This is a genomic window from Chryseobacterium sp. 22532 (assembly GCF_052044665.1).
Taxonomy (GTDB): domain Bacteria; phylum Bacteroidota; class Bacteroidia; order Flavobacteriales; family Weeksellaceae; genus Chryseobacterium; species Chryseobacterium lathyri.
Genome location: NZ_JBQENJ010000004.1, coordinates 558,540 through 580,765 on the forward strand (window position 1 = coordinate 558,540; position 22,226 = coordinate 580,765).

Genomic DNA, 22,226 nt, shown 5'->3' on the forward strand with positions numbered 1-22,226 from the left:
AGACATAATGAAAAATATTCCGGATTACAAAAGAATCTATACAGACCTTATCAATGAAAAATATCCTGATAAAAAGGAAGCATGTAGAACCATACTCTCTAAAAAAACTTTGTCCATATTGGATGTTATCGCTTGCAGCAACATTCTTACGGATAAGGAAGATAAAAATACCCTTATTTTTAATCAGAAACATCGTTTTTATGATAAACAATCGATTCTTGAAATACTAAATTACCAGGAAAAGTATGGATACAATAACGCACAACTGGCCCGGCATTTTAAATTAAGCAGAAATACGATTGCTAATTGGAAAAAGAAACTTATTTAGCAGAATACGGTATGTAAAGTGTATTTTAAAAAATAATCACTTATATATCAAACATTTACAATCTAAAATCAATGTGTTTATTTCAGTAAATATTACACCATACATTTTATATTCTGAAAGAATTTGCCAATTTTTGTATTAAGCCTCATTCATTAACTAAGAAAACCTAAATTTGCATGTTGGTATCAAATTTGTTAATAAGCAGTTTTATATCAGAAGTTCCACTAAATCCTGACATCTTAAAAACACAATTCAAATGAAAAAAAAATTGCTATCCCTAGCTTTTATTGCATCATCTCTCTTGAATGCACAGATAGGAATTAGTACCAGTAATCCATTGGGAATTTTGCATGTTGACGGTGCAAAAGACAATACAGCATCAGCCACTCCCGCACAAATCAGTAATGACCTTATTATTACTAATACCGGTTTTATAGGAGCAGGCGTTTCAAATCCAGTAGTAAAACTTGATATGCGTTCAGCAGGACTTCAGAATGCTGTTGGACTGGGCTCAACAACTATGACAGCGAGCGCAGCAGGAGCAGGGGCCGTGCGATATGAACCTACTCAGGCAAAATTTCAAGTATCTGACGGGAATGTATGGGAAGCAGCAATTATCCTGCCCACTAAAGCTGTGGTGGTTGCCAGGTTGACAAGTCCGTTCTCGGTTCCTTTCAATACTGATGTAAATATTACAGGATGGGACGAGATAAGAGATCTTTCCAACAGTTTTGATCCTGTTACAGGGATTTTTACGGCTCCAAGAACCGGAGTTTATACGTTTTTGATGACGTATAATTTTGTTTCCGGATCAATAGTCAATTCTTCTGAAGTCACCAGCCAGTTTTACAGCCCAACTACTGCAGCTATCCTTGCGCGTTCTTACAAGACCTTTGCCCGCAGCAATGAAGATGCTCAGGTAGGAGGTTCCGCCACCATTACAGTAAGCCTGACTGCCAACCAGACTGTGCGGCCACAGCTTAATCAAAACATCACAGGATCCGGGCCAAGAGCTTTAAGAGCAAATGCAGACTGGACCCACCCGGATGCAGGTTTTAACAATATGACCATTATTGAAAATTAAAAAATACACAAAATGAAAATTAAAAATTTATATCAATTACTGGTTTTTTTTCTGTCATTCTCTATACAGGCACAGACAGGTTTCTTCACCAAAGATCCAATGCAGACTTTTCATTTAGACGGTGCAAAAGATAACAGCAGTGTACCGCCTTCTGCACCTCAGATATTAAATGATGTAGTAGTAACCTCCAATGGTAACCTGGGGGTGGGACTGTTAAATCCCAAAACAAAAGTAGATGTCCGCTCTGCCGATCAAAAAGGGATTATAGGATTGGGAACAAGCTCACAGACTGCCGCAGCAGCAGGTGGTGGTGCCATCCGTTACAGCACCGGAAATATTATCCAGTATTCTGACGGCGTATCGTGGCATAATCTTCCAATGACCTTACCGCCTAAAGCAGTGGTGCTGGCTAATAAAAGCAGTGCGCTTACCCTCACAAATAATACCACCACTCTTGTAAACGGATGGACCGTAGTTACAGATTCACAGTCTAATTTCAATGGTACTACTTTTACTGCACCCAGAAACGGATTTTACATCGTTTCGTTCAATATTACCTTAGCTGATGGGAATATTGCCCAAAACTCAAGAATTGAAACTATTATTGAAAGTAATACAGCCACTAATAATATCCAGACATACAGAAGTGTAAACTCATACCCGGCATGGGACGTTAATACAGTGAATAATATTGTAGGAGGTAACTGTACGGCTATTTTCAATTTGGTAGCAGGTGATACCATCCAGTTTAAAGTATTTCACAATTTCGGAAGCAATAAAAGTATAAATACAGCCAATACCGGTACCAATAACAGTATCAGCGTTTACGAACTATAAACAAACAAAGATGAAATTAAATAAAAAAAATATATTATTTCTGGGGTTGGGACTTCTCCCAAACTTATTTTTAGCTCAGATAGGTATTGGTATTAATAATCCGAATCCTGCCAATTCCATTGAAATTAACACAACTGAAAAAGTCATTATTGATAAAACAGGAAAAATAGGGGTTGGGGTAGCTACTCCAAAAATGGCTATTGACCTAAGAAATGGAGCCAACGGTTCTATGGCTATAGGAATGACCAATCAAACCGCAGCCGAGGCCGGGGCAGGAGCTATGCGTTACAATCCAAGTCCAGCCATCGGGGTCCAGGGTTATATAGAATATTCTGACGGAACAGTATGGGTTCCTATTCTGCCATACGGAAAGCCAAGAATTGTGGTGATGGCCGAGAAAACCAATAATAATTCCACTGTTTTTGAAACCGGTTTGTGGCCTATAGGAAACTATACAGACGGAATCCCCGGAAGATCTTCTGCTTATCTTACTTCATGGGCAGAAAAACTGGATTCGGACTCCGGACAGCCAAGAACTAATTTTGATCCTGCTACAGGGGAATTTATTGCTCCGAGATCGGGCGTATATTATGCTACTTTTACTTTTGCCCTAGCACCCAACCAGGTAAATACCAGTTCTGGACAAAACCAGACGGAAGCGATTTGGGAAGTAAGAAACTCTTCCAATACGGTTATACAGAGGATAAAAACCAATAACGGTTATCCTCAGGACACAGGAGTTGCTCCGAATGCTGTGATCGTGGGATCTGCCTGTACTGCGAGCCTGTATCTGAATGCAGGAGATAAGCTAAGACCTTTTGTATGGATCAATGTATCGTGGGACCCAGACAAACGTCCTCTTCTTAATACAGGAGGCTATAATGTTTTAACAATTGTTGAGCAGTAATTTCATTTTTCTGCCTAAACAATAACTATATCAGAAAAGCGAAAAATCACCTCTCGTTCGGGGTGATTTTATATATCCTTTAGTTTTCTCTGCACGATGTTTGTATTTTATTTATCACCAACACTTAAATACAATCATATGAAAACAGAAGTTTTAACAGAAAAGCACAGGTTAGGAATAGGCGGGGTGGCGATAGGAACGGCCTTCGAAAATATAAGTGATGAAGAGTCTTATAAAATACTTCAGACCGCCTGGGATCTGGGAATCCGCTATTATGATACATCTCCCTGGTATGGCCTTACAAAAAGTGAAAGAAGATTCGGACACTTTCTGAAAGATAAAGACAGGAGCGATTTTATATTTTCAACTAAAGTAGGGAGACTGTTTCATGAAGTCCCTGAATCAGAAGTTCCACCTACGATGTGGAAAAAACCGCTGAATTATGATTTTAAACATGATTATACAGCAGACGGAGTCAAAAGATCTATAGAAAACAGCCTGCAGAGAACAGGACTGGATTATATTGATATTATTTATGTTCATGACCTGTCTGAAGATCAGGTAGGGGACCGGTATCCTTATTTTCTGGAACAGGCAAAGAAAGGAGCGTTTAAAGTTCTTTCCGAGCTGCGGGACCAGGGAGTGATCAAGGCATGGGGAATGGGAGTCAACAAAATTGAACCTATTTTAGACTGTATTGATTCTGCTGATCCTGATATTTGTCTTTCTGCAACACAATATTCGATCCTTGAACATGAAGATGCCGTCGACAGGCTGCTTCCGGCAGTTAAAAAAAGCCGGTGTAAAACTGGTCTCGGGTGCTGGGTATAATTCCGGATATATTGCAGGAAGAGAAAGGTACAATTATAAGGATGTCATTCCAAAAGGAATGGCCGAAAAACGTGCCGCAATAACTGCTATTGCTCAAAAATACAATACAGATATTGTACATGCTGCGCTTCATTTTGTTTTGGCTTCAGATGAATTTGCTTCTATTATTCCCGGAGCCGGCAGGCCGGAACAGGTGAAAGATAATGTGGAAGGTTTTAAGGCCACTATTCCGTCTGAATTCTGGAACGAATTGAAGTCTAACGGACTGATCTATGAAAAGGCGCAGGTTCCTAAATCTTAAAAAGCAATTTAAATAATAGCTTATTCTTATTCAATGAAATATACAAAAAACCTCTCATTATGGGAGGTTTTTGTATTTGTCTATACCACTTTTGCCTTACGGACAATCTTAGCCAACAGGGAGGGGAAAAATCTTTTGAGATAGGTTCCCATTACTTCCCGACCGCCAATAGATGCCTGATTTTTCTTTTTTTCAATAGCCGCAAGCATTTTTCTTGCAAACACATCTGCGGGCATTCCTTTATTTGTAGCATCATCCATTGTTCCCTGCAGAGAGCCGTTACCCGTTAATGCATTTATAGAAATATTGGTCTGTACAAAGCCGGGACAGATGATGGTCACTGTAATTTTTTTCGTATATAATTCAGCACGCAGCGAATCAAAAAAACCGTGAAGTGCATGTTTTGCTGCCGCATAGCTGCTTCGCATCGGAGCTCCGAAAATACCCATAAGACTGGAAACAACAGCAATATGTCCGCCGCCGTTCCTGACCATATAGGGAAGCACAGATTTTGTAAGGGCTACGGTTCCTATATAATCAATATCCATTAAACGTTTATCAACTTCTATGTCAGTTTCTATAGCCAGAGAACGCTGAGACAGTCCTGCATTATTGATCAGAATATCAATCTTTCCGAATTTTTCTACAGCTTCTTCCACAACATCCGGCATTTTTTTATAGTCTTCAAGGTCCAAAGGCAGAACAAAAAAACGATTTGCTTCAAGTCCGGCCCTTTGAGCCACAGCATTTAACTGATCTTTATTTCTTGATGAAAGGATAATTTTCGCATTGCTTTTCACTGCCAGCTCTTTTACCAGAGCTTCTCCTATTCCTGACGAAGCTCCTGTTACCCAAACCACTTTATGATCAAAATAAGTATTCACTTTTGTTTTTTTTATTTTAATATTTTACTCTCTTATTCTTACAATTCACCATTCAGGTTCAAAGAAGAATTCACGATCTGACCTTTAAAGTCCGGCAATATATTTTCCGGCTTTCATGCCTGAAAAAATACACCCTCCAAGAAATGTTCCTTCCAGTGCACGGTAGCCATGCATTCCGCCTCCGCCAAACCCCGCAGCTTCTCCTGCTGCATAAAGCCCGTCGATCACCGTATCATCATCTCTTAAAACCTGTCCGTCAAGATTCGTTTTAATACCTCCCAGGGTTTTCCGAGTAAGAATATTGAGACGGACAGCGATCAGAGGACCATTCTTAGGATCTAATATTTTATGCGGAGCGGCAACCCGACCGAGTCTGTCACCTAAATAATTTCTTGTATTCCTGATATAATTGACCTGTGTATCTTTTGAATATTTATTGTCCAGCTCCCTGTCTCTGGCTTCGATCTGTGCTTTCATCTTCTCATAATCCAAAAGGGAAGTGCCAGACAGTTCATTCATCTTTTCCACAAGGGTTTTCAGATCATCCGAAACAATAAAGTCTTTTCCATGTTCTTTAAAAGCCTCCACAGGTCCCGGAGCTTTTTTTCCAAAAATTCTTCTCAGAAAAAGAGCATAATCTTTATTGGTAATATCGGGGTTCTGCTCTGATCCGGAAAGAGCAAATTCTTTTTTAATGATTTTCTGGGTCAGGATAAACCAGGAGTAAGAAAACCCTGTTTCCTGTATATGTTTCAGGGTTCCAAGCGTATCAAATCCTGGCAGAAAAGGAGCGGGAAAACGGTTTCCCCTGGCATCAAACCATAAAGAAGACGGTCCCGGCAGTATTCTGATGCCATGTTTCGGCCATATCGGGTTCCAGTTCTGTATTCCTTCTGTATAATGCCACATTCTGTCCGGGTTAATGATGTGTGCACCGGACTTTTCTGCAACACCAATCATTTTTCCATCCACATACGCAGGCACACCACAAACCATATTTTCGGGAGCTTTTCCCAATCTTTCCGGCCAGTTCTTCCGCACAAGTTCATGGTTGGCTCCTATGCCTCCTGATGCAATGATCACATGAGAGGTATGGTATTCAAACTGGGAAATTACGTTTCTGTTGGTGGCAACACCTCTTTCTTTATGATCATTTTCAAGGATATCACCTTTCACGCCTTTGGTTTTACCATTTTCTATGATCAGTTCCGTGACTCTATGTCTGAATTTCATCTGTAAAAGGCCTTTTCCTTCTGCTTCATACGCCTTATCTACAAAAGGCTTCACAACTCCTGTCCCGGTTCCCCAACTGACATGGAAGCGCGGTACGGAATTTCCGTGGCCGGTTGCTGATCCGTCTCCACGTTCGGCCCAGCCTACCATGAACATAAACCTGACCCCCAGCTTAGAAACATAAGCATATTTTTCATAGGCTGCGAATTTCAAATAGGCTTCTGCCCATTTTCTGGGCCAGTAATCTTCCGGACGATCAAATCCAGCTGTTCCTTTCCAGTCCTGCAGAGCCAGTTCATAAGAATCTTTAATTCCCATTTTCCGCTGCTGTGGTGAATTGATAAAAAACAAACCACCGAACGACCAAAATGCCTGTCCGCCAATATTCTGTTCAGTTTCCTGATCCAGGAGAAGTACTTTTTTTCCGGCATCGGTAATTTCCATAGCAGCAGTGAGTCCTGCTAACCCTGTTCCCACAATGATAACATCAGGCTGGAATTTTTCCTCCATTGTATTGAATTACTTTTGTTTATACTTTCATTATATCCTATAATAAATATATAAAATATTCAGACGTATACCTGAAGATTTATCATCAGATATTTTCGGCAGTATCAAAAAAACAGGTCAGAAATGATTTCTGACCTGTTTTAATCTGTTATTCAAAAAAGCTTTAATTATTATCAAAGTGGCCTTTTGCCGGAAATGATATTATAAAGAATTACAATAATAGCAATTACCAAAAGAACATGCACTAAGTAACCAGTACTTATTCCCGGTACGATATTTAACATTCCCAGAAGCCAGATAACGATACAAATGACGGCTACTAACCATAATAAATTTCTCATGACTCAAATTTTTTAATGTTATTGTTTTTATTAAATACATATTCCATGCCTTTATGAAGAAAACCAGCAATAATATCTAAAATGTGGTATCTATACTGTATTTACAACTGAAACAAATTAAGATATATTATAATAGTCGAAAATCATTAAAATCTGAGGTATCTACTTTGTATGAAATGATTTCTTTTGACCCAGGGCATAGCAGTTATCTTCTATTCTGCTGATCAGAATATAAAAGAAAAGAGCATAAATCATTTGTATTCCCATGGCTTCCCAGTTTTCAACGGTACTGCTTCCAAAAAGAAGCATAATGATAAGCCCGGCTCCGGCAAAGTTTGCCCAACGGGTCTTAAAGCCAAGAATAAGCAAAGCACCAATAATAAATTCCAGAAAGGGCAGAGTAGTACTGAACAGGTATACGGATGGCTGTGGAAGCCAGCTTTTTTCAAACCCTTTGGTCATTCCCTCAGCAAAAACGGAAAGTTTGGGGATTCTTGCAAGACCATGTCCCAGAAGATTCACTCCCATAGATATACGTAAAAGGAAATAGGCTATATTTTTATTCATAATATTTATTTTTAGTTATTAAATTTTTCTTCGCTGTTATCTACAGGCGTTGCGGGATCATTCACTATCATTTTCGCAATATCATCCTTACGCATAAAAACAACTCCCTGTTTTTCTTTGGTATATCTGATAAATTCTTCCATAGCATGAACCATTGCCGGAGTTCCGCCAATCCTGTCATGGAAGCTGATGCTCATCATTCTTCTCTTAGAAGCTCCTTCTTCATACAGGCGGTCAAACTCGAACTTCAGCTGGGTCAGAAACTGATCCGGGCTCCAGTGTTTACCTTCAATATTCACAATATCATTATTTCTGAGTGTATAAGGCATCACAACAAAGTTTTTACCGTTTACTTGGGTAATGAAAGGCTCATCGTGACTTAGGTCGTCTATATGATAAAGGAAACCAAGCTCCTGCAGGATTTTTAAAGTGTTAGGACTCCTTCTGAGCCAGTTACAGTTGTAGCCCACTGCTTTTTGTCCTGTAATTTTTTCCACTGCATCTACGCCATCTTTTACAAACTGCATTTCATCTGTATAGTTTTTGTTCCACTGGCTGTCCCAGGCAAAACCGTGTGCAGCTATTTCATGACCTCCGTTGGCAATAGCTCTGGCAATTTCAGGATATTTTTCAGCAGCAGTACCTACAACATGAGAGGTCACTTTTATATCATATTTTTTCCACAGATCCAGCATACGGTAAATTCCTTCGTTGGCTCCATACCGATACCAGCTTTCTGCTGCGAGATCCGGATGGCCTTTGGGAAGGGGAGTTCCGCTGAAAGGGCTTTCTGCACCTTCAGGCTGTCCTCCTGTTTCAAACTGCATAGATACTGAGATAACCAGCTGAGCACCATTGGGCCAGTATTTTTTAGAGGATGTTCCGGTTTCTGCGGACTGTTTAGCTGTGCTTTTCATATTTCTGTCAAAACAGGAAACTAAAAATATTGCAGATGCGATCAGGAAGACTGATTGTTTTAAATGCTTCATTTTAAAGAGTTTTTGTTCTACAAAATTGAAGAATAAACGGTTGACTTATATTGTAAAAATTTATGCTAAATTTGTAAAAATCCATTCAACATGAAGCGTATTGTCAATTTCAGTTCTTTTAATGTTTTCAGTATTGAAAAGGAGGTCTGGGACATTGAATACCATAATCATAATTTCTACGAGCTGATTGTTATCGAAAGCGGAACAGGAACACACTACCTGAATGGGATTACATTTACCTATAAAAAAGGAGATGCTTTTCTGCTCAGACCAAGCGATGCACACGAATTTTCTATAAAAAACAAAACCAGTTTCATTTATATAAAATTTACAGAACATCATATCTGGGAAAGTCTGCAGACTGATAAAAAAGCTGAGCTTCATAAAGTAGTCCGGCTGATGCTGGAAGACAGCACATTCGTATATGAGTCGGCGATTACAAATACAACAGACAGGAAACACCTACTACAACTTGCCAAAATCCTTCTTTATGAATTCGGCAACAAAAGTATGTACAGCAAAGAAACAGCGGCAGATATTTTCTCGGCAATAATCACCATTCTGATCAGAAATACGATGAACAGCGGTGGTATGGAGCGAATATCAAAAGGGATCAATCAGGCGGAAAGAATTCTCTATTATATCAATGTTAATGCAATGGATGCCAACAAAATGAAGCTTGAAAATCTGGCAAAGGAATTTATGCTTTCCCGGAATTACATCAGCATTTACATTAAAAAGCAGACCGGATTCTCCATACAACAGCACGTGATGCATCAGAAAATAAAGGCCGCTGAAAAGCTTCTGAAGCAGAGTAATTATAACATCAATGAAATTGCGGACCGGCTTGGATTTAATGATGCCAGCCATTTTAATAAGATTTTCCGGGGATATAAAAATATGTCACCATCAGCATTCAGGAAAAATAACTAACCGCCTGATTGATTATTACTTTAAAAAAGTCTTATCTTAAAGCTATGAAAACAAGTGCCGGCATTTTATTGTATAAAAGACAGAAAAATAAGCTGTATTATTTTCTGGTTCATCCAGGCGGACCTTTTTGGAAAAATAAAGATTTAGGCGCATGGTCTGTCCCAAAAGGGGAAGTGCAGCCAGATGAGGATCCTCTGGAAAGGGCTTTACTTGAGTTTAAGGAGGAGACAGGCCAAACAGTACAAGGAAAATTTACCGCTTTATCACCTGTTAAACAGAAAGGCGGCAAAACTGTTTATGCATGGGCATTGGAGAGTGATATTGAAACAACAGGACTTCACAGCAATACATTACAGATGGAATGGCCACCAAGATCTTCTAAAATGATCGAAATTCCTGAGGTAGACCAATGGGAATGGTTTGAATCAGAAGAAGCTCAGAAAAAAATCAATCCGGCGCAGGCTGCCTTTATAACCGAACTGGAAAAGATACTGAACGACGGAAAATAAGTTTTATTTTTTGATCCCTATAGCCTCCAAAGCATTAACCGTCAGATAAATGTCATTAAAAACCGTCAGTGATTCAATATCTGCAAAGGCAGATGACATGAGATCGCTCTTATTAAAAGAAAGCTCAACTGCCTCATCATAGGAAGCTACGATTCTTACGACAGAATATCCATTGTAAGCAATGGTAAAGCCTTCAAACAGACAGTTCTTTTCAGCTTTCTGATATTCGGTATATTCCTCAAATCCGGCTGCATCATTTCTTTTTACGGTATTATGATCAAGAGATTTCCAGGAGGTATAGTTTTTCGGTTCTTTCAATACATTTCCGTTTAGATCTACAGGAACAAACATTCCAAGCGTAAGAGGTCGTCTTAGAAAATTAGCATAGTTTTTCATCAGACGCAATGTCTGAAGATCGGCATATCCTTCGTTAGAGTAGTACTCAATAACAAAATCTGTCATCGGAATCAGCTTGTGGGAAGCTTCAGTCGGCATAATTGGTGTTTTCTTTTATGAAAATAAAAATAGTACTTTTATTTACTTTACCAAACATTAATCTGTTCCAGATACAGGAAAAACTGATGCTGGGATTTTATAAACGTCTAGAAAGCAAACAAACGATCAAGCGGTGGTGCACAAGATTCTATACTTTGGAACATTTCGGACATATTCCGCTTACTATAAAATTATATTCCTGTGCTATAAAATCTGGTGGAAGGCTGATATCAGGAATCACATTTTCAATACAAGTCACCGAATGACATTCCTTGCAATTGAAATGAATATGATTGTGAAAATGCTTTTCTGTACTACATTTTCCACTGCATTTCGCGAAATTCACAACACCGTCAACGTTAACAATCTTATGAATAAGACCTTCATTTTCAAGTCTTTCAAGCACTCTGTAAATCGTCACTCTATTGCATAGATCGCCCAACTTTTTCTGAATATCCGGTTGTGAAAGAGCTATGTCAGAATGATTAATGACATTTAAAATTTCAGTTTTAGCCTGTGTATTTCTGGTTTGCTTCATTTTTAATGCAATAAAGTTGCGTTATTTGAGATTTTATCTATACTTTTGCAACAAAGTTACAATAAGAAATTTAAATCCCCATCTTTATGAAATCAAAAATTCTTGATGCAGTAGGAATTTCTGCAGCGGTCCTGTGCCTTATCCATTGTGTTGTTTTTCCTCTGTTAATGATCATTCCGTTGGGAATATCCCATAATCCTTATATTGATCTTGCCTTCCTTATCATTGGCGCTGTTGTAATCTATAGAGTGACTAAAAATATAACCAATAGCTGGCTTAAATTACTTTTTTGGAGTTCTATTATCCTTATCTCAATTTCTGTTTTGGCAGATTTAATCTTTGAAATCCATATTCCTTTGATTTACGTAGGAGCAGCAGGATTAATTACAGGCCATATCATCAATTTTAGAAATCACAAGCATTAAGATTCTGATTACTTAAAATTCCGAAGCGGAATGATTCAGAATATTAATGATGAAAATTCATAATTAATTAACGCAACTTAGTTTCATTAGTTAGCATTACCCTCTAAATTGCAATACCAAATTTATCCAGATGAACAGACGCAAATTTTTAAAAGGTTCAGCATTGCTGTCAGGCCTATTCACCTTAAATCCGGTTGATTTTTTTGCCAACAGTGCAAAGGAAATTCAGGGTCCGGGGAAAAAAGCAAAAAATATTATTTTCATGATCAGTGATGGGATGAGCTCGGGAACTTTAGCAATGGCTAATCTGTATTCTCAGAATATTCTGGGAAAAAACGGAAACTGGATGAATCTTTATCTTGAAAATAAAGTTTCCAGAGCTTTGATGGACACTGCTTCTGCCAGCTCTATTGTTACAGATTCTGCTGCGGCCAGTTCGTCTTTTGGCGGTGGATTCCGTGTGAAAAACGGTGTCCTTAATATTGGAGGAAATAGAGAAAAATATGTTCCAATCTGGCAAAAATTTAAAAAGGCTGGAAAAAAGACAGGCTGTGTCACGACAGTAACCATTACCCATGCGACACCGGCAGGTTTCTGCGTTAATTCAGACAGTAGAAATGCAGAAAATGAAATCGCGGAAATGTATGCTGAAATAGGTTTTGATGTAATGATGGGTGGTGGAGATGAATTTTTTAATCCTTTAAAAAGAAAAGATAAGAAAGATATCTATGCCCTTTATAAGCAGAAAGGTTATCAGGTTCTTAAAAATAGGGCAGACCTGAAAACTTCAGAAAAAGGAAAGAAAACTTTAGGGATTTTCAATTCCGGCGCTTTGCCATATTCCATCGACAGGGCGAATATTCCTGAGCTGCAGCAGATGCCTTCTCTTGCTGAACTAGCTCAAACTGCTATTCATCAGATGAAAGATCATCAGGAAGGTTTCGTCTTACAGATCGAAGGCGGAAAAGTTGACTGGGCAGCACATGCTAATGATATTTCTGCTTTAATTCATGATCAGATTGCTTTTGATGAAGCTATAAAAACCGTAATGGATTTTGCAGAGAAAGATCAAAATACATTGGTGATCATCACAACAGATCATGGAAATGCTAATCCGGGAACAATTTACGGACCGGATGCCACCAAAAATTTCAACAGCATCTCCGATTATCGATACACTAATGAATATATTCTGAATGCTATTCACCCGGATTTTAATCTTCAGCAAATGAAAGACTGGATCTATGAGACCAACAAAATACGTCTTGCTGATGATGAGGCCAAACATTTACTCGGTTTTTATTCGGGGCTTGAAAAGCAGGAAGCTGGGCTTTACAATTATAAAAAATTACCTTTTAAAGCTTATTCAGAAATTCAGAGAAAGCATAATTCTGTCGGATGGATCAGTATGGACCATTCCGGAGATTATGTAGAAGTTGCGGTTTATGGCCCGGGGAAAGAACTTCTGCCACCTTTTATTAAAAATACAGATCTGCATTACCTAATGTTAAAAGCTGCACAGATATAAATATCACGAACAGACATTTTTATTGATACTAACATTTTTAACAACAGTTCTCAGGATCTTGGTTTGCTTACATATTTGTTGCCCCTGACATAAAAACGCCATGGCAGCAGTGCATCTTCCTGAGCGTAGGCAACTCCAATCCTAGGTCCTGAAACGATCTCGTCCGGAGAATATTTAATTCCGTGGTCTTCGATCCATATTTCATTTTCGGTTAAATCCTTTTTGTTAAAAGAGCGGTCAATACCCAAAGCCTTAGCTGCTGAACCAGGTCCTGATGAAATAGCAGTTTTATAAGCCGGCATATTCCGCCTGATTTCCATGATTCCTTTACCTATTAATGGTTCCACAGCCCTTACCAATATTGCATGGGGTTCGTCTTCAACGGAGCTTACAACATTAAAGAGATGATGGATTCCATAACATAAATAAACATAGGAAACACCACCTTGGGTATATAATGTTTCGGTACGTCCGGTGCGTCGGCCACCGTAAGCATGGGAAGCTTTATCTATGACACCAAAATAGGCCTCGGTTTCTACAATGATCCCCGCAGTGATGTCCCCATTTATTTCTGTGAAAAGTACTTTTCCCAAAAGATCCTTAGCCAGGAAAATAACATCCTGATTTAAATAATAAGAAAGTGGCAGCTTCAAATCTGTTTATTTACTTGCAGTTTTAAGATGAAGCAAAGTTAAACAACTGATATTAATTTTTGTTATAGCGATAGACTTAAAAACAGAATGGATATAAAAAATTATCATCTAAATTTATTAATTTCAAAGATGAATGATTTAACTTAGAAGATTATTGATTAAAATAATTTAAACTTATGGACAATTACCATTTTTCAGAAAAACCGGACCCAGACACCGCTGCGTTTGGAGAAAGATTGGCCAATCTTGTCGCCGATAAATTGCAGACCGGTTCGGTTTTAGGTTACAGTCATAGGGATTATTGCGGAATGGGTATGAAAGTAAATGAAGATCAAAAGTTTATATACGGAGAAATATATGATAGTGATTTCAATGTCCCAAGAATCTTTGAAACCCGGGATTTATTTGTGGAATGGCTTTCCTCTCAATCTACAGCATCACTGGCACGTTTAGATAAAGAAGAATTCTATAAAGAAAACCAAGTGATCACAAGAAAACGTCTGCTGGATTTTATAAGCTGATTAAGTGGTGAATTTCTGTCATGAAAGAATTAAAAATAATAGCCTGAATCAATAAATATAAAAAAGAGACCTCTTGAAGGTCTCTTTAAATATATTGAATTGAGTTTTTATATTGCCTTAGTATTAATGGCAGTATCTGCTATTTTAGTGAGCAGCTCATCACATTTTTTTTCTTCGTTAAGAGTCGCTAATAGGTTTTTTAAGCATACTTTTTCTTTAAGAACTTTGGCATAGGCAGCTAGTGACCCATAAGTCGCAATTTCATAATGTTCCACTTTCTGTGCAGCGGCAATTATCCCTGCATCTCTTACAGCTCCAGCCTCAGTTTCTTCCATGATGCTTTTACCTTCATCTAATAATCCCTGCATGGCATCACATTTTTTAGCCTGGGCTTTTTTGCCGAGAGCAGCAAAACATTCTTCCAGTCTTTTTACATGAATTTCTGTCTCGTTAAGATGCTGTTCAATAGCCGTTTTCAGTTTTTTGTCTGTGGCATTTTTATGCATCTTAGGCAGAGCTTTTACGAGAGCTTTTTCTGCCCAGTAAATGTCTTTCAGTGAATCTTCAAACAAATCTTTCAGCTGTTTGGCTGCATCTTTTTTAGCAGGCGTTTTTCCTGTTTTTTTTGCTGCAGTTTTCGAGGCTGTTTTTCTTGTTGTTTTTTTAGTTTCCATAATAATATATTTTAGTGATTAATTATTCGATGGTACAATATCTACAATTATGGGACCAGCCTGCATTTTCGGGTATGTATGTGGCAGATCATAAAAGTTTACGAATACGGAATTTTTTAATAATCCAATAGGGAAGAGGCTCTTAATTTTCCGTTTCCTTTTTGAAGCTCATCACTTCGTACTCATCATTCGAACAGTATTTTTTACAGCTGCTGTCATTAAAATGATCAGGATTTTTCGAAAAATCTTCTATATATTTTGCGCTTTCTCCGGTATCGGCAGGTGCAATAATGATATGAAAATTCTCGAGTACAGATTGATCGGCTTTTTTTAAAGCTTCTTTTTTATATTCTAAGGCTTCACTGTATTTCATAAACTTGTTTTTATTTTTCAAAAATAAGTCTGCCGTCGAATGGCTCGCTCCATTTTATAAAGATACGGTCATTCAGCCTGGTAATCATAGCCTGAACTGTTTCATATTCTCCATTTTCATTTTTCCTTTCAACGATAAGGTTCGATCCTTGACCAATTTCCTGAATGGTAAATTCTAACTGATACTGATTTTCATTATTCAATATGAATTCTGCTTTTGTAAAATTTTTATTTAACATGGGATAATGTTTTATTTTTATTGTAATGAATAAATTATGCCAATATAATTCCGAATTTTATTTTTAATATACAACATTCCATTTGATGGAATAATTATTGCCTTCTAAAACAGGTAAATAGTTTCTAAATCATCTCAAACTATGAAAATAGCAACATATAATGTAAACGGAATCAATGGCCGTTTACCGGTCTTGCTGCAATGGCTGAAAGAAGCCAGTCCGGATATTGTCTGTCTTCAGGAACTAAAAGCACCCCAGGAACGTTTTCCTTTAAAAGAGATTAATGCAGCAGGATATGAGGCCATATGGAACGGACAGAAAAGCTGGAATGGAGTAGCCATACTTGCCAAAGATCTGGAGATCACAGAAGTTCAGAGAGTCCTGCCCGGAAATTCTGAAGACGTGCAAAGCCGTTATATTGAAGCTATTATTGACCAGATGGTGATATGCTGCCTATACCTTCCCAACGGAAATCCTTATCCGGGCCCAAAATTTGATTATAAACTAGACTGGCTCAAACGTTTTAAAAAACGAACTAATGAGCTCATCAAAATGGAACTGCCTGCAATACTTATCGGTGATTTTAATATTATTCCTGAACCCCGGGACGTTTATAAACCTGAACGCTGGGAAAATGATGCATTATTCAGGACAGAAGTCAGAAAGGCCTACAAAGATCTGCTAAATAAAGGCTGGCTTGATTCCATCCGTACGCTATATCCGGATGATACTGTTTACACTTTCTGGGATTATCTGTATAAGGCATACGACCGTAATGCAGGTATAAGGCTGGATCATATTCTTTTAAGTCCATATCTTCATTCAGACTTAAGATCCGGCGGTGTCGACAGTCATGTCCGTGGCTGGACGAAAAGCAGCGATCATGCGCCTGTATGGATTCAATTGGAAAAATAAATATTATTGCCTACATTTCATGAACCAGGCGGAAGGTTAGGTTGATCCGTGGCTTCATGGGTTTTGCAGATTTGGCAATACGGTGCTCCCAGTTAACCTGCAGATCTCCTTTCATAATCAGCAGAGATCCGTGCTGAAGCGGCAAGCTGTATTTATTCCGATGGTCATCTGCTTTGCGGAAATCAAAATTCCTTATCTGACCAAGACTTACGGAAGCAATGACTGGCCGGTTCCCCAGCTCGCTTTCTTTGTCACGATGCCAGGCTACTGAATCGTTTCCGTCACGGTATAAATTCAGCAGTACAGAATTAAACTTGTAACCGGATGATTTTTCTATCTGTTGTTTTAAGGATAATAATTCAGGGAGCCATGGATTGACGTTAAAAGAGTTGCCACCCAACTGATAGGTCCTGCTTTCATCTCCATACCATGCTGTCAGCCTCGGGGTCAGAACCATTTTATCATACATTTTCTGGGTTCTCTGCTTCCACGGAGCTGCACGAAGCAGAAGCTCCTCAAGTTCTGAGGCTTCATCTTCCGGTAAGAAGTGTTCGGTGTACTCGAGCAATTCTTTCGGGAACCGGAAATATTCATCTGAATTAAATAAGCTTAACTGATCCATTTCACTGTTTATATCAGCTTTATTTAGGTTTCCGGCGTCCGGAAACTTTTTGGTCCAGCTGTTTGATATCCTGCTTCAGTTCCCGGAACATTTCTTTAAAATTATAATTATCATAGTCACCGGGCTCGAAGTCTTCAGGAAAAATCCCTGATGCGTACTGCCAGATTTCTACAATTTCTTCAAAAGGGATATCATAAGGTTCATAAAATGAATTATCGGCACTTACACAGATAGTATTTCCTTTTTTTTCCTTGAAACGTTTATAGGTAATTCCATCATTTAGAGTGATAAAAACATAAGTTTTTCCCGGTTTCAGCTCATCAATTCCCTCTACATATTTCCCTACGATATAAGATCCGTTCCTAAAAGGTGGCATTGAATCTCCATCTGCAGGAAAAGCTCTGTATTTGCCATTAGTTAGGAAGGGTAGGGCAATTCTCTGCAGGCTTTCAATATAACCTACGTCACTGTAACCTTCAAGGTATCCCATTGATGCTTTCTGCGGAATAATTTCAATGGTATCATTACCCAAATCATCTACAGCCACCGGAAGGACAATTCTGTTATCCGGAAGTTTTAGCATATCTTCAACCGGATATTTACTGATATCTACAGAGACCAGAAGATCAATGCTGACGTGAAAATATTTAGATATTTTTATCAGAAGCCCGATAGGCGGTTCAGAAACTCCGTTTTCATATTTGGAATACCGTACACGGGAAATGGCCAGTTCATTGGCCACAGATTGTTGGGAGAGCTCTCTTTTATCCCTCAAAAAGCGAATATTGTTTGAAAAAATCGACATTGATACAAAATATATCAACAAAAGTACAAATTCCGATTAAAAAAGCACTTGTTTTTGCAGTACAAAACTTATAAATCCCATGGAATCAACTTGTTTTTTTTCTTGTTCGTATTTATTAGTTATTTTTCCTTAAGATCAGTGTTGATCTGCTTTTCCGCATTTTTCGCTTTTTGTTCCTGAGCCTGTTTTTCTTTGCGTTGCTGACGTCTTGTCTTTTTCTCGGCACGTCTTTCTTCACGGATCACTTTATTGGATTTTTTATTGTACAGGGCATCAATAATTCCCTGTCCAGTTTTACTGAAGATCTTAATTTTCGGCTGGGCATGGGTTCCCGTCACAACGACAGGAAAACCAATCCATCCGCCCGGTGGCAGCCCAACTCTTATTCTGAGATCCAGTAGTCCATTGAAGCTTGTTGTTCCGCTTATGGAAGGCCTCAGCACGGAAACTTTAAATGTAAATTTATCCACGTGGATCAGGTTGTTTTTGATATGGGATTCAATATTTACTCCTTTCATATCAGGATTATCAAAAGCCTGTGCACCTATGTTATCACCAACAGCAGAGAGCATTTTTAAATTTTTCACTTCTACATCACGGAGATTAACAATTCCACCGCCTTCCAGTGACGGATAAATAGGTTTCATATTTTTATCAAAATCTCCTTTCAATTTATAGTCAAGCGACACGATTCCTTTAACATTCCTGGCAGCTGTGGCCATTTCACGCACCATCTCAATTTCTTTATAAGCACGCTGAACATCAAAGTCCTGAACTTTAAGGGAGATATCGTAATTAGCCGTCAGGGGAGACTCATCCTGGTAACGGGCATCAATGTTCATACGGCTTCCGATGATGTCGAATGATGTGTTTTTAAGATAAACCTGGCCTGTATTGACAGAAGCATTTCCTTTAAGATGATGAAATGCCAATCCTTTGAATTCAACTTTTCTAGCATTGGCTTCCAGGGAAACATCAAGATTTTTCGGAATAATGACAACACCGCTGCTTCCCGGATTTTCTACTTTGGCATATTCTACTTCTATAGACTTATCGGTATTATCCCCGTTTTTAAGCGCCATAAACTCATCAATCAGGATATAATTGGAGTTTAAGCCAAATTTTCCGTGAAGGGTTCCTTTTCTTTCAATAAAATAGTTGATGGTATTCAAAAGATAACCATTTAAGGCAAAATCGGATTTTCCATAAGTGGCCAGGAATTTTCTGAACCACATTTTTTCATTCTCAAACCGGAAGTTTCCTTCTCTGATAAAAAATGATTTTGGAAGATATTCTGTAGTTGCTTTAATATTCTTTAAAATCAGAGTTCCTTTGTTGTCCAGCTTGCTGTACTGACCTTTTGTAGCATAGCTTTGGCGGCCATTAAGCGAAAGATCTGCCATAATGAGACCGCTGACATCAAATCCTTCTTTGGCAAAAACTTTATAGATTCTTCCGACATTCAGGACTCCTTTTGCCCGCACTTTATACAGCAGGTCTTCAAAATCCCGCAGATCAGCATTGACGAAAACTGGATTGCCTTCAAAATCAAAGCTGAAAGGATCCAGCTTGACACCAAGGCTTCTGAAAGTACCGTCTGTATTGACAATATTGGCTACCAAATTGATATTCTGAATAGGGTTGGGGTAGTATTTTGTTTTCACCAGACCATTTTTGAGATGAAGATAACCGTCGGTTTTCGGGAATAACTTTTTGTCCATACTAAAAATACCATTGGCCTTGATATTGGTATCCATAAGTCCACGGATGTCAATATCTTTCAAACCTAAAGCCTGATCAAGTGTCTGAAGATCTACAGCACCTTTTATATCAGCATCTACCTGCATTTCATTCAGGCCTTTGGTTTTCACGAAAGCACGGAAATTATTGTTCGGACCGAGATCAAAGTTTAGTTTTTTTAGGTCGACAACAAGCTGATTGGTATCTAATGACGGGAGATCTATATTCAGATCCATATTCAGGTGGTTCATAGGAACGGGTGCTTTTCCGTTGGAGACAAAACCGTTTTTAACCAAAAGACGTACTTTGAGTCTTGGCTTGATGTTTTTAGGCTCACTGAACCTTCCTTTTATATGGAAATACAGATCACTGTTCCCTTCAATTTGGGTACCTTTTGCCCAGTCGAGATATTGTGGCGGCAATACGGAAATCATTTCCCGGATTGTAGTTTTTTCCGAAGCGGCATTGATATCCATATTGTAGCCATCCCTGAGAATACTAATAAAACCAATGAATTTTAAAGGAAGATCATTAATCCTTAATTCATTTTTCTTCAGAACAAAAGTTAAGGCATTGGTATTAATTCTTGTAATCAGATCGGCATGTAAGGTTTTTTGTTTGGCATAATAGATCCTGTTCAGGCTAAAATCCACTTTATCAATATCAAGATTAGTCTCAAGATCGAAAATATCTTCACTTAAGCCGCCTTTTCCGGTGTAGTTAAGACCTTTGGCATCAACCAGAACTCTTGCGGAATGATCATTATATTTGATATTCCAGTTTCTGAATTTAATCAGATCCAGCTTTATGGATGCTCCTGTTTCTGTAGTATCTTTGGACTTTTCGGAAGTTTTGGAAATGTATACGTTGTAGTTGGCCTCTCCTTTACTGTTCACAAAAACATGGGCATTGGCATCGGTTACATATATTTCATCAATTTTTACTTCACGGTTGAAAATCAGATTTTTAAGATTAATTCCTACTGCAACTTCTTTCGCCGTCAGTAAGGTGTCATTTTGAAAAGGTTTTGAACCCTGTAAAACAAGATTATCCACTGAAACCGTAAGGGAAGGGAAGTGCCGGAAAAAAGTAAGATGAGTCTTTTTATAGTCGAGCTTTCCCGCAAGATGTTTATTGGCAAATATTTTTACCTGATGAGAAATTGTTCCCGGAAACAGTATGGGAATAATAAACATCAAAAACAAAATGACAGTTATTGAAATTCCTGTCCATTTTAGAATTTTCAAAATTATTTTTTTAAACCTTTCCATAGATCCATAATTTTGATATGTTATCATTATGAACTGATAACAATAATTAGTTATCGCAATCTAAAATCAAGCCATTTGTTAAAATTATCATCATAAAAACAAAAAAGGTAAAGTCCGTTTTTACAAATAAAAAACCTGGCTTAATCAGCCAGGGTATCTTTGAGATTGTGAAATTTTTTTGAGATTTTCAGTTCAGTTTTAATTGAGGTGATTTAAATTTTTGGCAATACTTTTTATATCACTTACTTTTATGAACGTTTCAAAAGGCTTATCATACCGATCTTTAATGCATCCTATGATTTTACTATCCACATTATCATCAAATTTCCTTGCAAAAAGATGGTTCCCTGTTTGCAAAAAATCTAAATCTGTTTCAGTGAAAGTTTTTGGCCTCAATTTAATATCACCATCAGGAATCCAGATAATTGCTCTTTTATCATCATCTACCAAAATACCGTCAAAAGAGGTATTCATCAACACGGTCTGGAAGAAAGACTCATCTGCAATTAAGGTATTCAGATAATAGTCTTCAAACCTTTTCACTTCCGAGCTGTTGCAGATAAATTCACAGCAGTTTCGGGTGAGGATCATCCATTGTCCGCCAATATAGGGAATGACACCTTTCATAAAATCTCTTTTATAGGTTTCCTCTGAAATTTTATCTTCTGATTCTTCGAAGTAATTTTCAATCCGGTTCATCGTTTCTGGCCTGCTTTTCTTCTGATCCGCAATTTTTATATAGCTCTTCCCATTGTTTTTTGACAGAAATTCTTTAATAATTTTCTGTGATTTCAAAGGATAATCCTGGCCGCTTAAGTTAATAAAGTAGTCCCACTTCATCTCCATGTCCAACAGATATTTCATTCCGTCCAGCTCTGCCTGAACCATGCTGTAGCCACCCCAAACAACATTCTTACTTTTAAGAATGTGTACATTCGGGTATTTCTGTAAAAAGACACTGACTTCTTCGCCAATCTCCTGATTGGCTTTCTTGTCGATATGAATAAGATAAAAGTTGGAAGGATCGTAAAGAGCTTTAAAAAGTCGCTTGAATTGGCCTGGTAAACGATGTACTAAGATTAAGTACGCAATATTGATGGATTTCATCGGAATATTACCGATACTATGTCCATTACTCTCTTCAGGGCAAACATTACTCATTTTATATTATTTA

The 22,226-nt window shown here is 38.1% G+C and carries 25 protein-coding genes and 1 pseudogene; 11 read left to right on the forward strand and 15 right to left on the reverse strand.

Annotated elements, in window-relative coordinates:
* The first annotated feature begins 7 nt into the window (after positions 1-7).
* From ACTJIV_RS13920 to ACTJIV_RS13940, 5 genes and pseudogenes are all read left to right on the forward strand, one after another.
* Complete coding sequence (locus ACTJIV_RS13920) at positions 8-328, forward strand: helix-turn-helix domain-containing protein (RefSeq protein WP_111953504.1); 321 nt, start codon at positions 8-10, stop codon at positions 326-328.
* A gap of 256 nt (positions 329-584) precedes the next feature.
* Complete coding sequence (locus ACTJIV_RS13925; protein WP_440628180.1) at positions 585-1,412, forward strand: hypothetical protein; 828 nt, start codon at positions 585-587, stop codon at positions 1,410-1,412.
* 12 nt (positions 1,413-1,424) lie between these two features.
* Positions 1,425-2,249 carry a hypothetical protein gene (locus ACTJIV_RS13930; protein ID WP_111953508.1) on the forward strand — a complete coding sequence of 275 codons (825 nt, stop codon included), beginning with the start codon at positions 1,425-1,427 and terminating at the stop codon, positions 2,247-2,249.
* Positions 2,250-2,259: 10 nt separating this feature from the next.
* Positions 2,260-3,156, forward strand: a complete 897-nt coding sequence (locus ACTJIV_RS13935) for a hypothetical protein (RefSeq protein ID WP_111953510.1) — start codon at positions 2,260-2,262, stop codon at positions 3,154-3,156.
* Between the two features lie 138 nt (positions 3,157-3,294).
* Positions 3,295-4,288: pseudogene (locus ACTJIV_RS13940) on the forward strand (aldo/keto reductase).
* An 80-nt stretch (positions 4,289-4,368) separates the two neighbouring features.
* Here ACTJIV_RS13940 and ACTJIV_RS13945 read toward each other — a convergent pair.
* The 5 genes from ACTJIV_RS13945 to ACTJIV_RS13965 all read right to left on the reverse strand — a co-directional run bounded on the left by ACTJIV_RS13945 (position 4,369) and on the right by ACTJIV_RS13965 (position 8,812).
* On the reverse strand, positions 4,369-5,172 hold the full coding sequence (locus ACTJIV_RS13945) for an SDR family oxidoreductase (protein ID WP_440628183.1): 804 nt from the start codon (positions 5,170-5,172) through the stop codon (positions 4,369-4,371).
* Between the two features lie 84 nt (positions 5,173-5,256).
* Positions 5,257-6,915, reverse strand: a complete 1,659-nt coding sequence (locus ACTJIV_RS13950; protein WP_440628185.1) for an FAD-binding dehydrogenase — start codon at positions 6,913-6,915, stop codon at positions 5,257-5,259.
* Positions 6,916-7,088: 173 nt separating this feature from the next.
* Positions 7,089-7,256, reverse strand: coding sequence for a lmo0937 family membrane protein (locus ACTJIV_RS13955; protein WP_111953517.1), 168 nt, complete (start codon positions 7,254-7,256; stop codon positions 7,089-7,091).
* A gap of 162 nt (positions 7,257-7,418) precedes the next feature.
* Positions 7,419-7,823 carry a DoxX family protein gene (locus ACTJIV_RS13960; protein WP_440628186.1) on the reverse strand — a complete coding sequence of 135 codons (405 nt, stop codon included), beginning with the start codon at positions 7,821-7,823 and terminating at the stop codon, positions 7,419-7,421.
* Positions 7,824-7,834: 11 nt separating this feature from the next.
* Positions 7,835-8,812: a polysaccharide deacetylase family protein gene (locus ACTJIV_RS13965; RefSeq protein ID WP_440628187.1), complete on the reverse strand. Its 978-nt coding sequence runs from the start codon at positions 8,810-8,812 to the stop codon at positions 7,835-7,837.
* Positions 8,813-8,902: 90 nt separating this feature from the next.
* Between ACTJIV_RS13965 and ACTJIV_RS13970 the strand changes: the two genes are divergently transcribed.
* Complete coding sequence (locus tag ACTJIV_RS13970) at positions 8,903-9,745, forward strand: AraC family transcriptional regulator (protein ID WP_440628188.1); 843 nt, start codon at positions 8,903-8,905, stop codon at positions 9,743-9,745.
* A 44-nt stretch (positions 9,746-9,789) separates the two neighbouring features.
* Complete coding sequence (locus tag ACTJIV_RS13975; RefSeq protein ID WP_440628189.1) at positions 9,790-10,254, forward strand: NUDIX hydrolase; 465 nt, start codon at positions 9,790-9,792, stop codon at positions 10,252-10,254.
* Between the two features lie 3 nt (positions 10,255-10,257).
* Here the strand turns inward: ACTJIV_RS13975 and ACTJIV_RS13980 are convergent, their stop codons facing one another.
* The gene (locus ACTJIV_RS13980; protein ID WP_440628190.1) at positions 10,258-10,749 is read right to left on the reverse strand and encodes a hypothetical protein; all 492 of its coding nucleotides are present in this window, start codon (positions 10,747-10,749) and stop codon (positions 10,258-10,260) included.
* A gap of 148 nt (positions 10,750-10,897) precedes the next feature.
* Entirely contained in the window at positions 10,898-11,287 is a 390-nt protein-coding gene (locus ACTJIV_RS13985; RefSeq protein WP_440628191.1) for a Fur family transcriptional regulator, read from the reverse strand.
* An 86-nt stretch (positions 11,288-11,373) separates the two neighbouring features.
* Between ACTJIV_RS13985 and ACTJIV_RS13990 the strand changes: the two genes are divergently transcribed.
* Together ACTJIV_RS13990 and ACTJIV_RS13995 are read left to right on the forward strand one after the other, a co-directional pair.
* Positions 11,374-11,712 carry a MerC domain-containing protein gene (locus tag ACTJIV_RS13990; RefSeq protein ID WP_440628192.1) on the forward strand — a complete coding sequence of 113 codons (339 nt, stop codon included), beginning with the start codon at positions 11,374-11,376 and terminating at the stop codon, positions 11,710-11,712.
* 130 nt (positions 11,713-11,842) lie between these two features.
* A complete protein-coding gene (locus tag ACTJIV_RS13995) occupies positions 11,843-13,240 on the forward strand; it encodes an alkaline phosphatase (RefSeq protein ID WP_440628193.1) in 1,398 nt (465 codons plus the stop codon).
* A gap of 50 nt (positions 13,241-13,290) precedes the next feature.
* Here ACTJIV_RS13995 and ACTJIV_RS14000 read toward each other — a convergent pair whose 3' ends face one another.
* The gene (locus ACTJIV_RS14000; RefSeq protein ID WP_440628194.1) at positions 13,291-13,893 is read right to left on the reverse strand and encodes a DNA-3-methyladenine glycosylase; all 603 of its coding nucleotides are present in this window, start codon (positions 13,891-13,893) and stop codon (positions 13,291-13,293) included.
* 176 nt (positions 13,894-14,069) lie between these two features.
* Here ACTJIV_RS14000 and ACTJIV_RS14005 point away from each other — a divergent pair, with 176 nt between their 5' ends.
* Positions 14,070-14,414: a hypothetical protein gene (locus tag ACTJIV_RS14005; RefSeq protein WP_336379523.1), complete on the forward strand. Its 345-nt coding sequence runs from the start codon at positions 14,070-14,072 to the stop codon at positions 14,412-14,414.
* Positions 14,415-14,521: 107 nt separating this feature from the next.
* Here the strand turns inward: ACTJIV_RS14005 and ACTJIV_RS14010 are convergent, their stop codons facing one another.
* The 3 genes from ACTJIV_RS14010 to ACTJIV_RS14020 all read right to left on the reverse strand — a co-directional run bounded on the left by ACTJIV_RS14010 (position 14,522) and on the right by ACTJIV_RS14020 (position 15,699).
* A complete protein-coding gene (locus tag ACTJIV_RS14010; RefSeq protein ID WP_111953541.1) occupies positions 14,522-15,088 on the reverse strand; it encodes a YciE/YciF ferroxidase family protein in 567 nt (188 codons plus the stop codon).
* Positions 15,089-15,230: 142 nt separating this feature from the next.
* Positions 15,231-15,461, reverse strand: a complete 231-nt coding sequence (locus ACTJIV_RS14015) for a hypothetical protein (protein WP_223559426.1) — start codon at positions 15,459-15,461, stop codon at positions 15,231-15,233.
* 10 nt (positions 15,462-15,471) lie between these two features.
* Entirely contained in the window at positions 15,472-15,699 is a 228-nt protein-coding gene (locus tag ACTJIV_RS14020; protein WP_111953545.1) for a glutathione synthase, read from the reverse strand.
* Between the two features lie 141 nt (positions 15,700-15,840).
* Between ACTJIV_RS14020 and xth the strand changes: the two genes are divergently transcribed.
* Positions 15,841-16,614 (forward strand): exodeoxyribonuclease III, encoded by a 774-nt coding sequence (gene xth, locus ACTJIV_RS14025; protein WP_223559424.1) that lies wholly within the window; start codon positions 15,841-15,843, stop codon positions 16,612-16,614.
* 10 nt (positions 16,615-16,624) lie between these two features.
* On the opposite strand, the gene ACTJIV_RS14030 is transcribed toward xth, so the two are convergent.
* The 4 genes from ACTJIV_RS14030 to ACTJIV_RS14045 all read right to left on the reverse strand — a co-directional run bounded on the left by ACTJIV_RS14030 (position 16,625) and on the right by ACTJIV_RS14045 (position 22,213).
* Entirely contained in the window at positions 16,625-17,236 is a 612-nt protein-coding gene (locus tag ACTJIV_RS14030) for an alpha-ketoglutarate-dependent dioxygenase AlkB family protein (RefSeq protein ID WP_223559423.1), read from the reverse strand.
* 19 nt (positions 17,237-17,255) lie between these two features.
* Positions 17,256-18,011 carry an XRE family transcriptional regulator gene (locus tag ACTJIV_RS14035; RefSeq protein ID WP_440628195.1) on the reverse strand — a complete coding sequence of 252 codons (756 nt, stop codon included), beginning with the start codon at positions 18,009-18,011 and terminating at the stop codon, positions 17,256-17,258.
* Positions 18,012-18,160: 149 nt separating this feature from the next.
* Positions 18,161-21,028: an AsmA family protein gene (locus ACTJIV_RS14040; RefSeq protein ID WP_440628196.1), complete on the reverse strand. Its 2,868-nt coding sequence runs from the start codon at positions 21,026-21,028 to the stop codon at positions 18,161-18,163.
* 222 nt (positions 21,029-21,250) lie between these two features.
* On the reverse strand, positions 21,251-22,213 hold the full coding sequence (locus tag ACTJIV_RS14045) for a beta-1,6-N-acetylglucosaminyltransferase (RefSeq protein ID WP_202974491.1): 963 nt from the start codon (positions 22,211-22,213) through the stop codon (positions 21,251-21,253).
* Positions 22,214-22,226 lie beyond the last annotated feature (13 nt).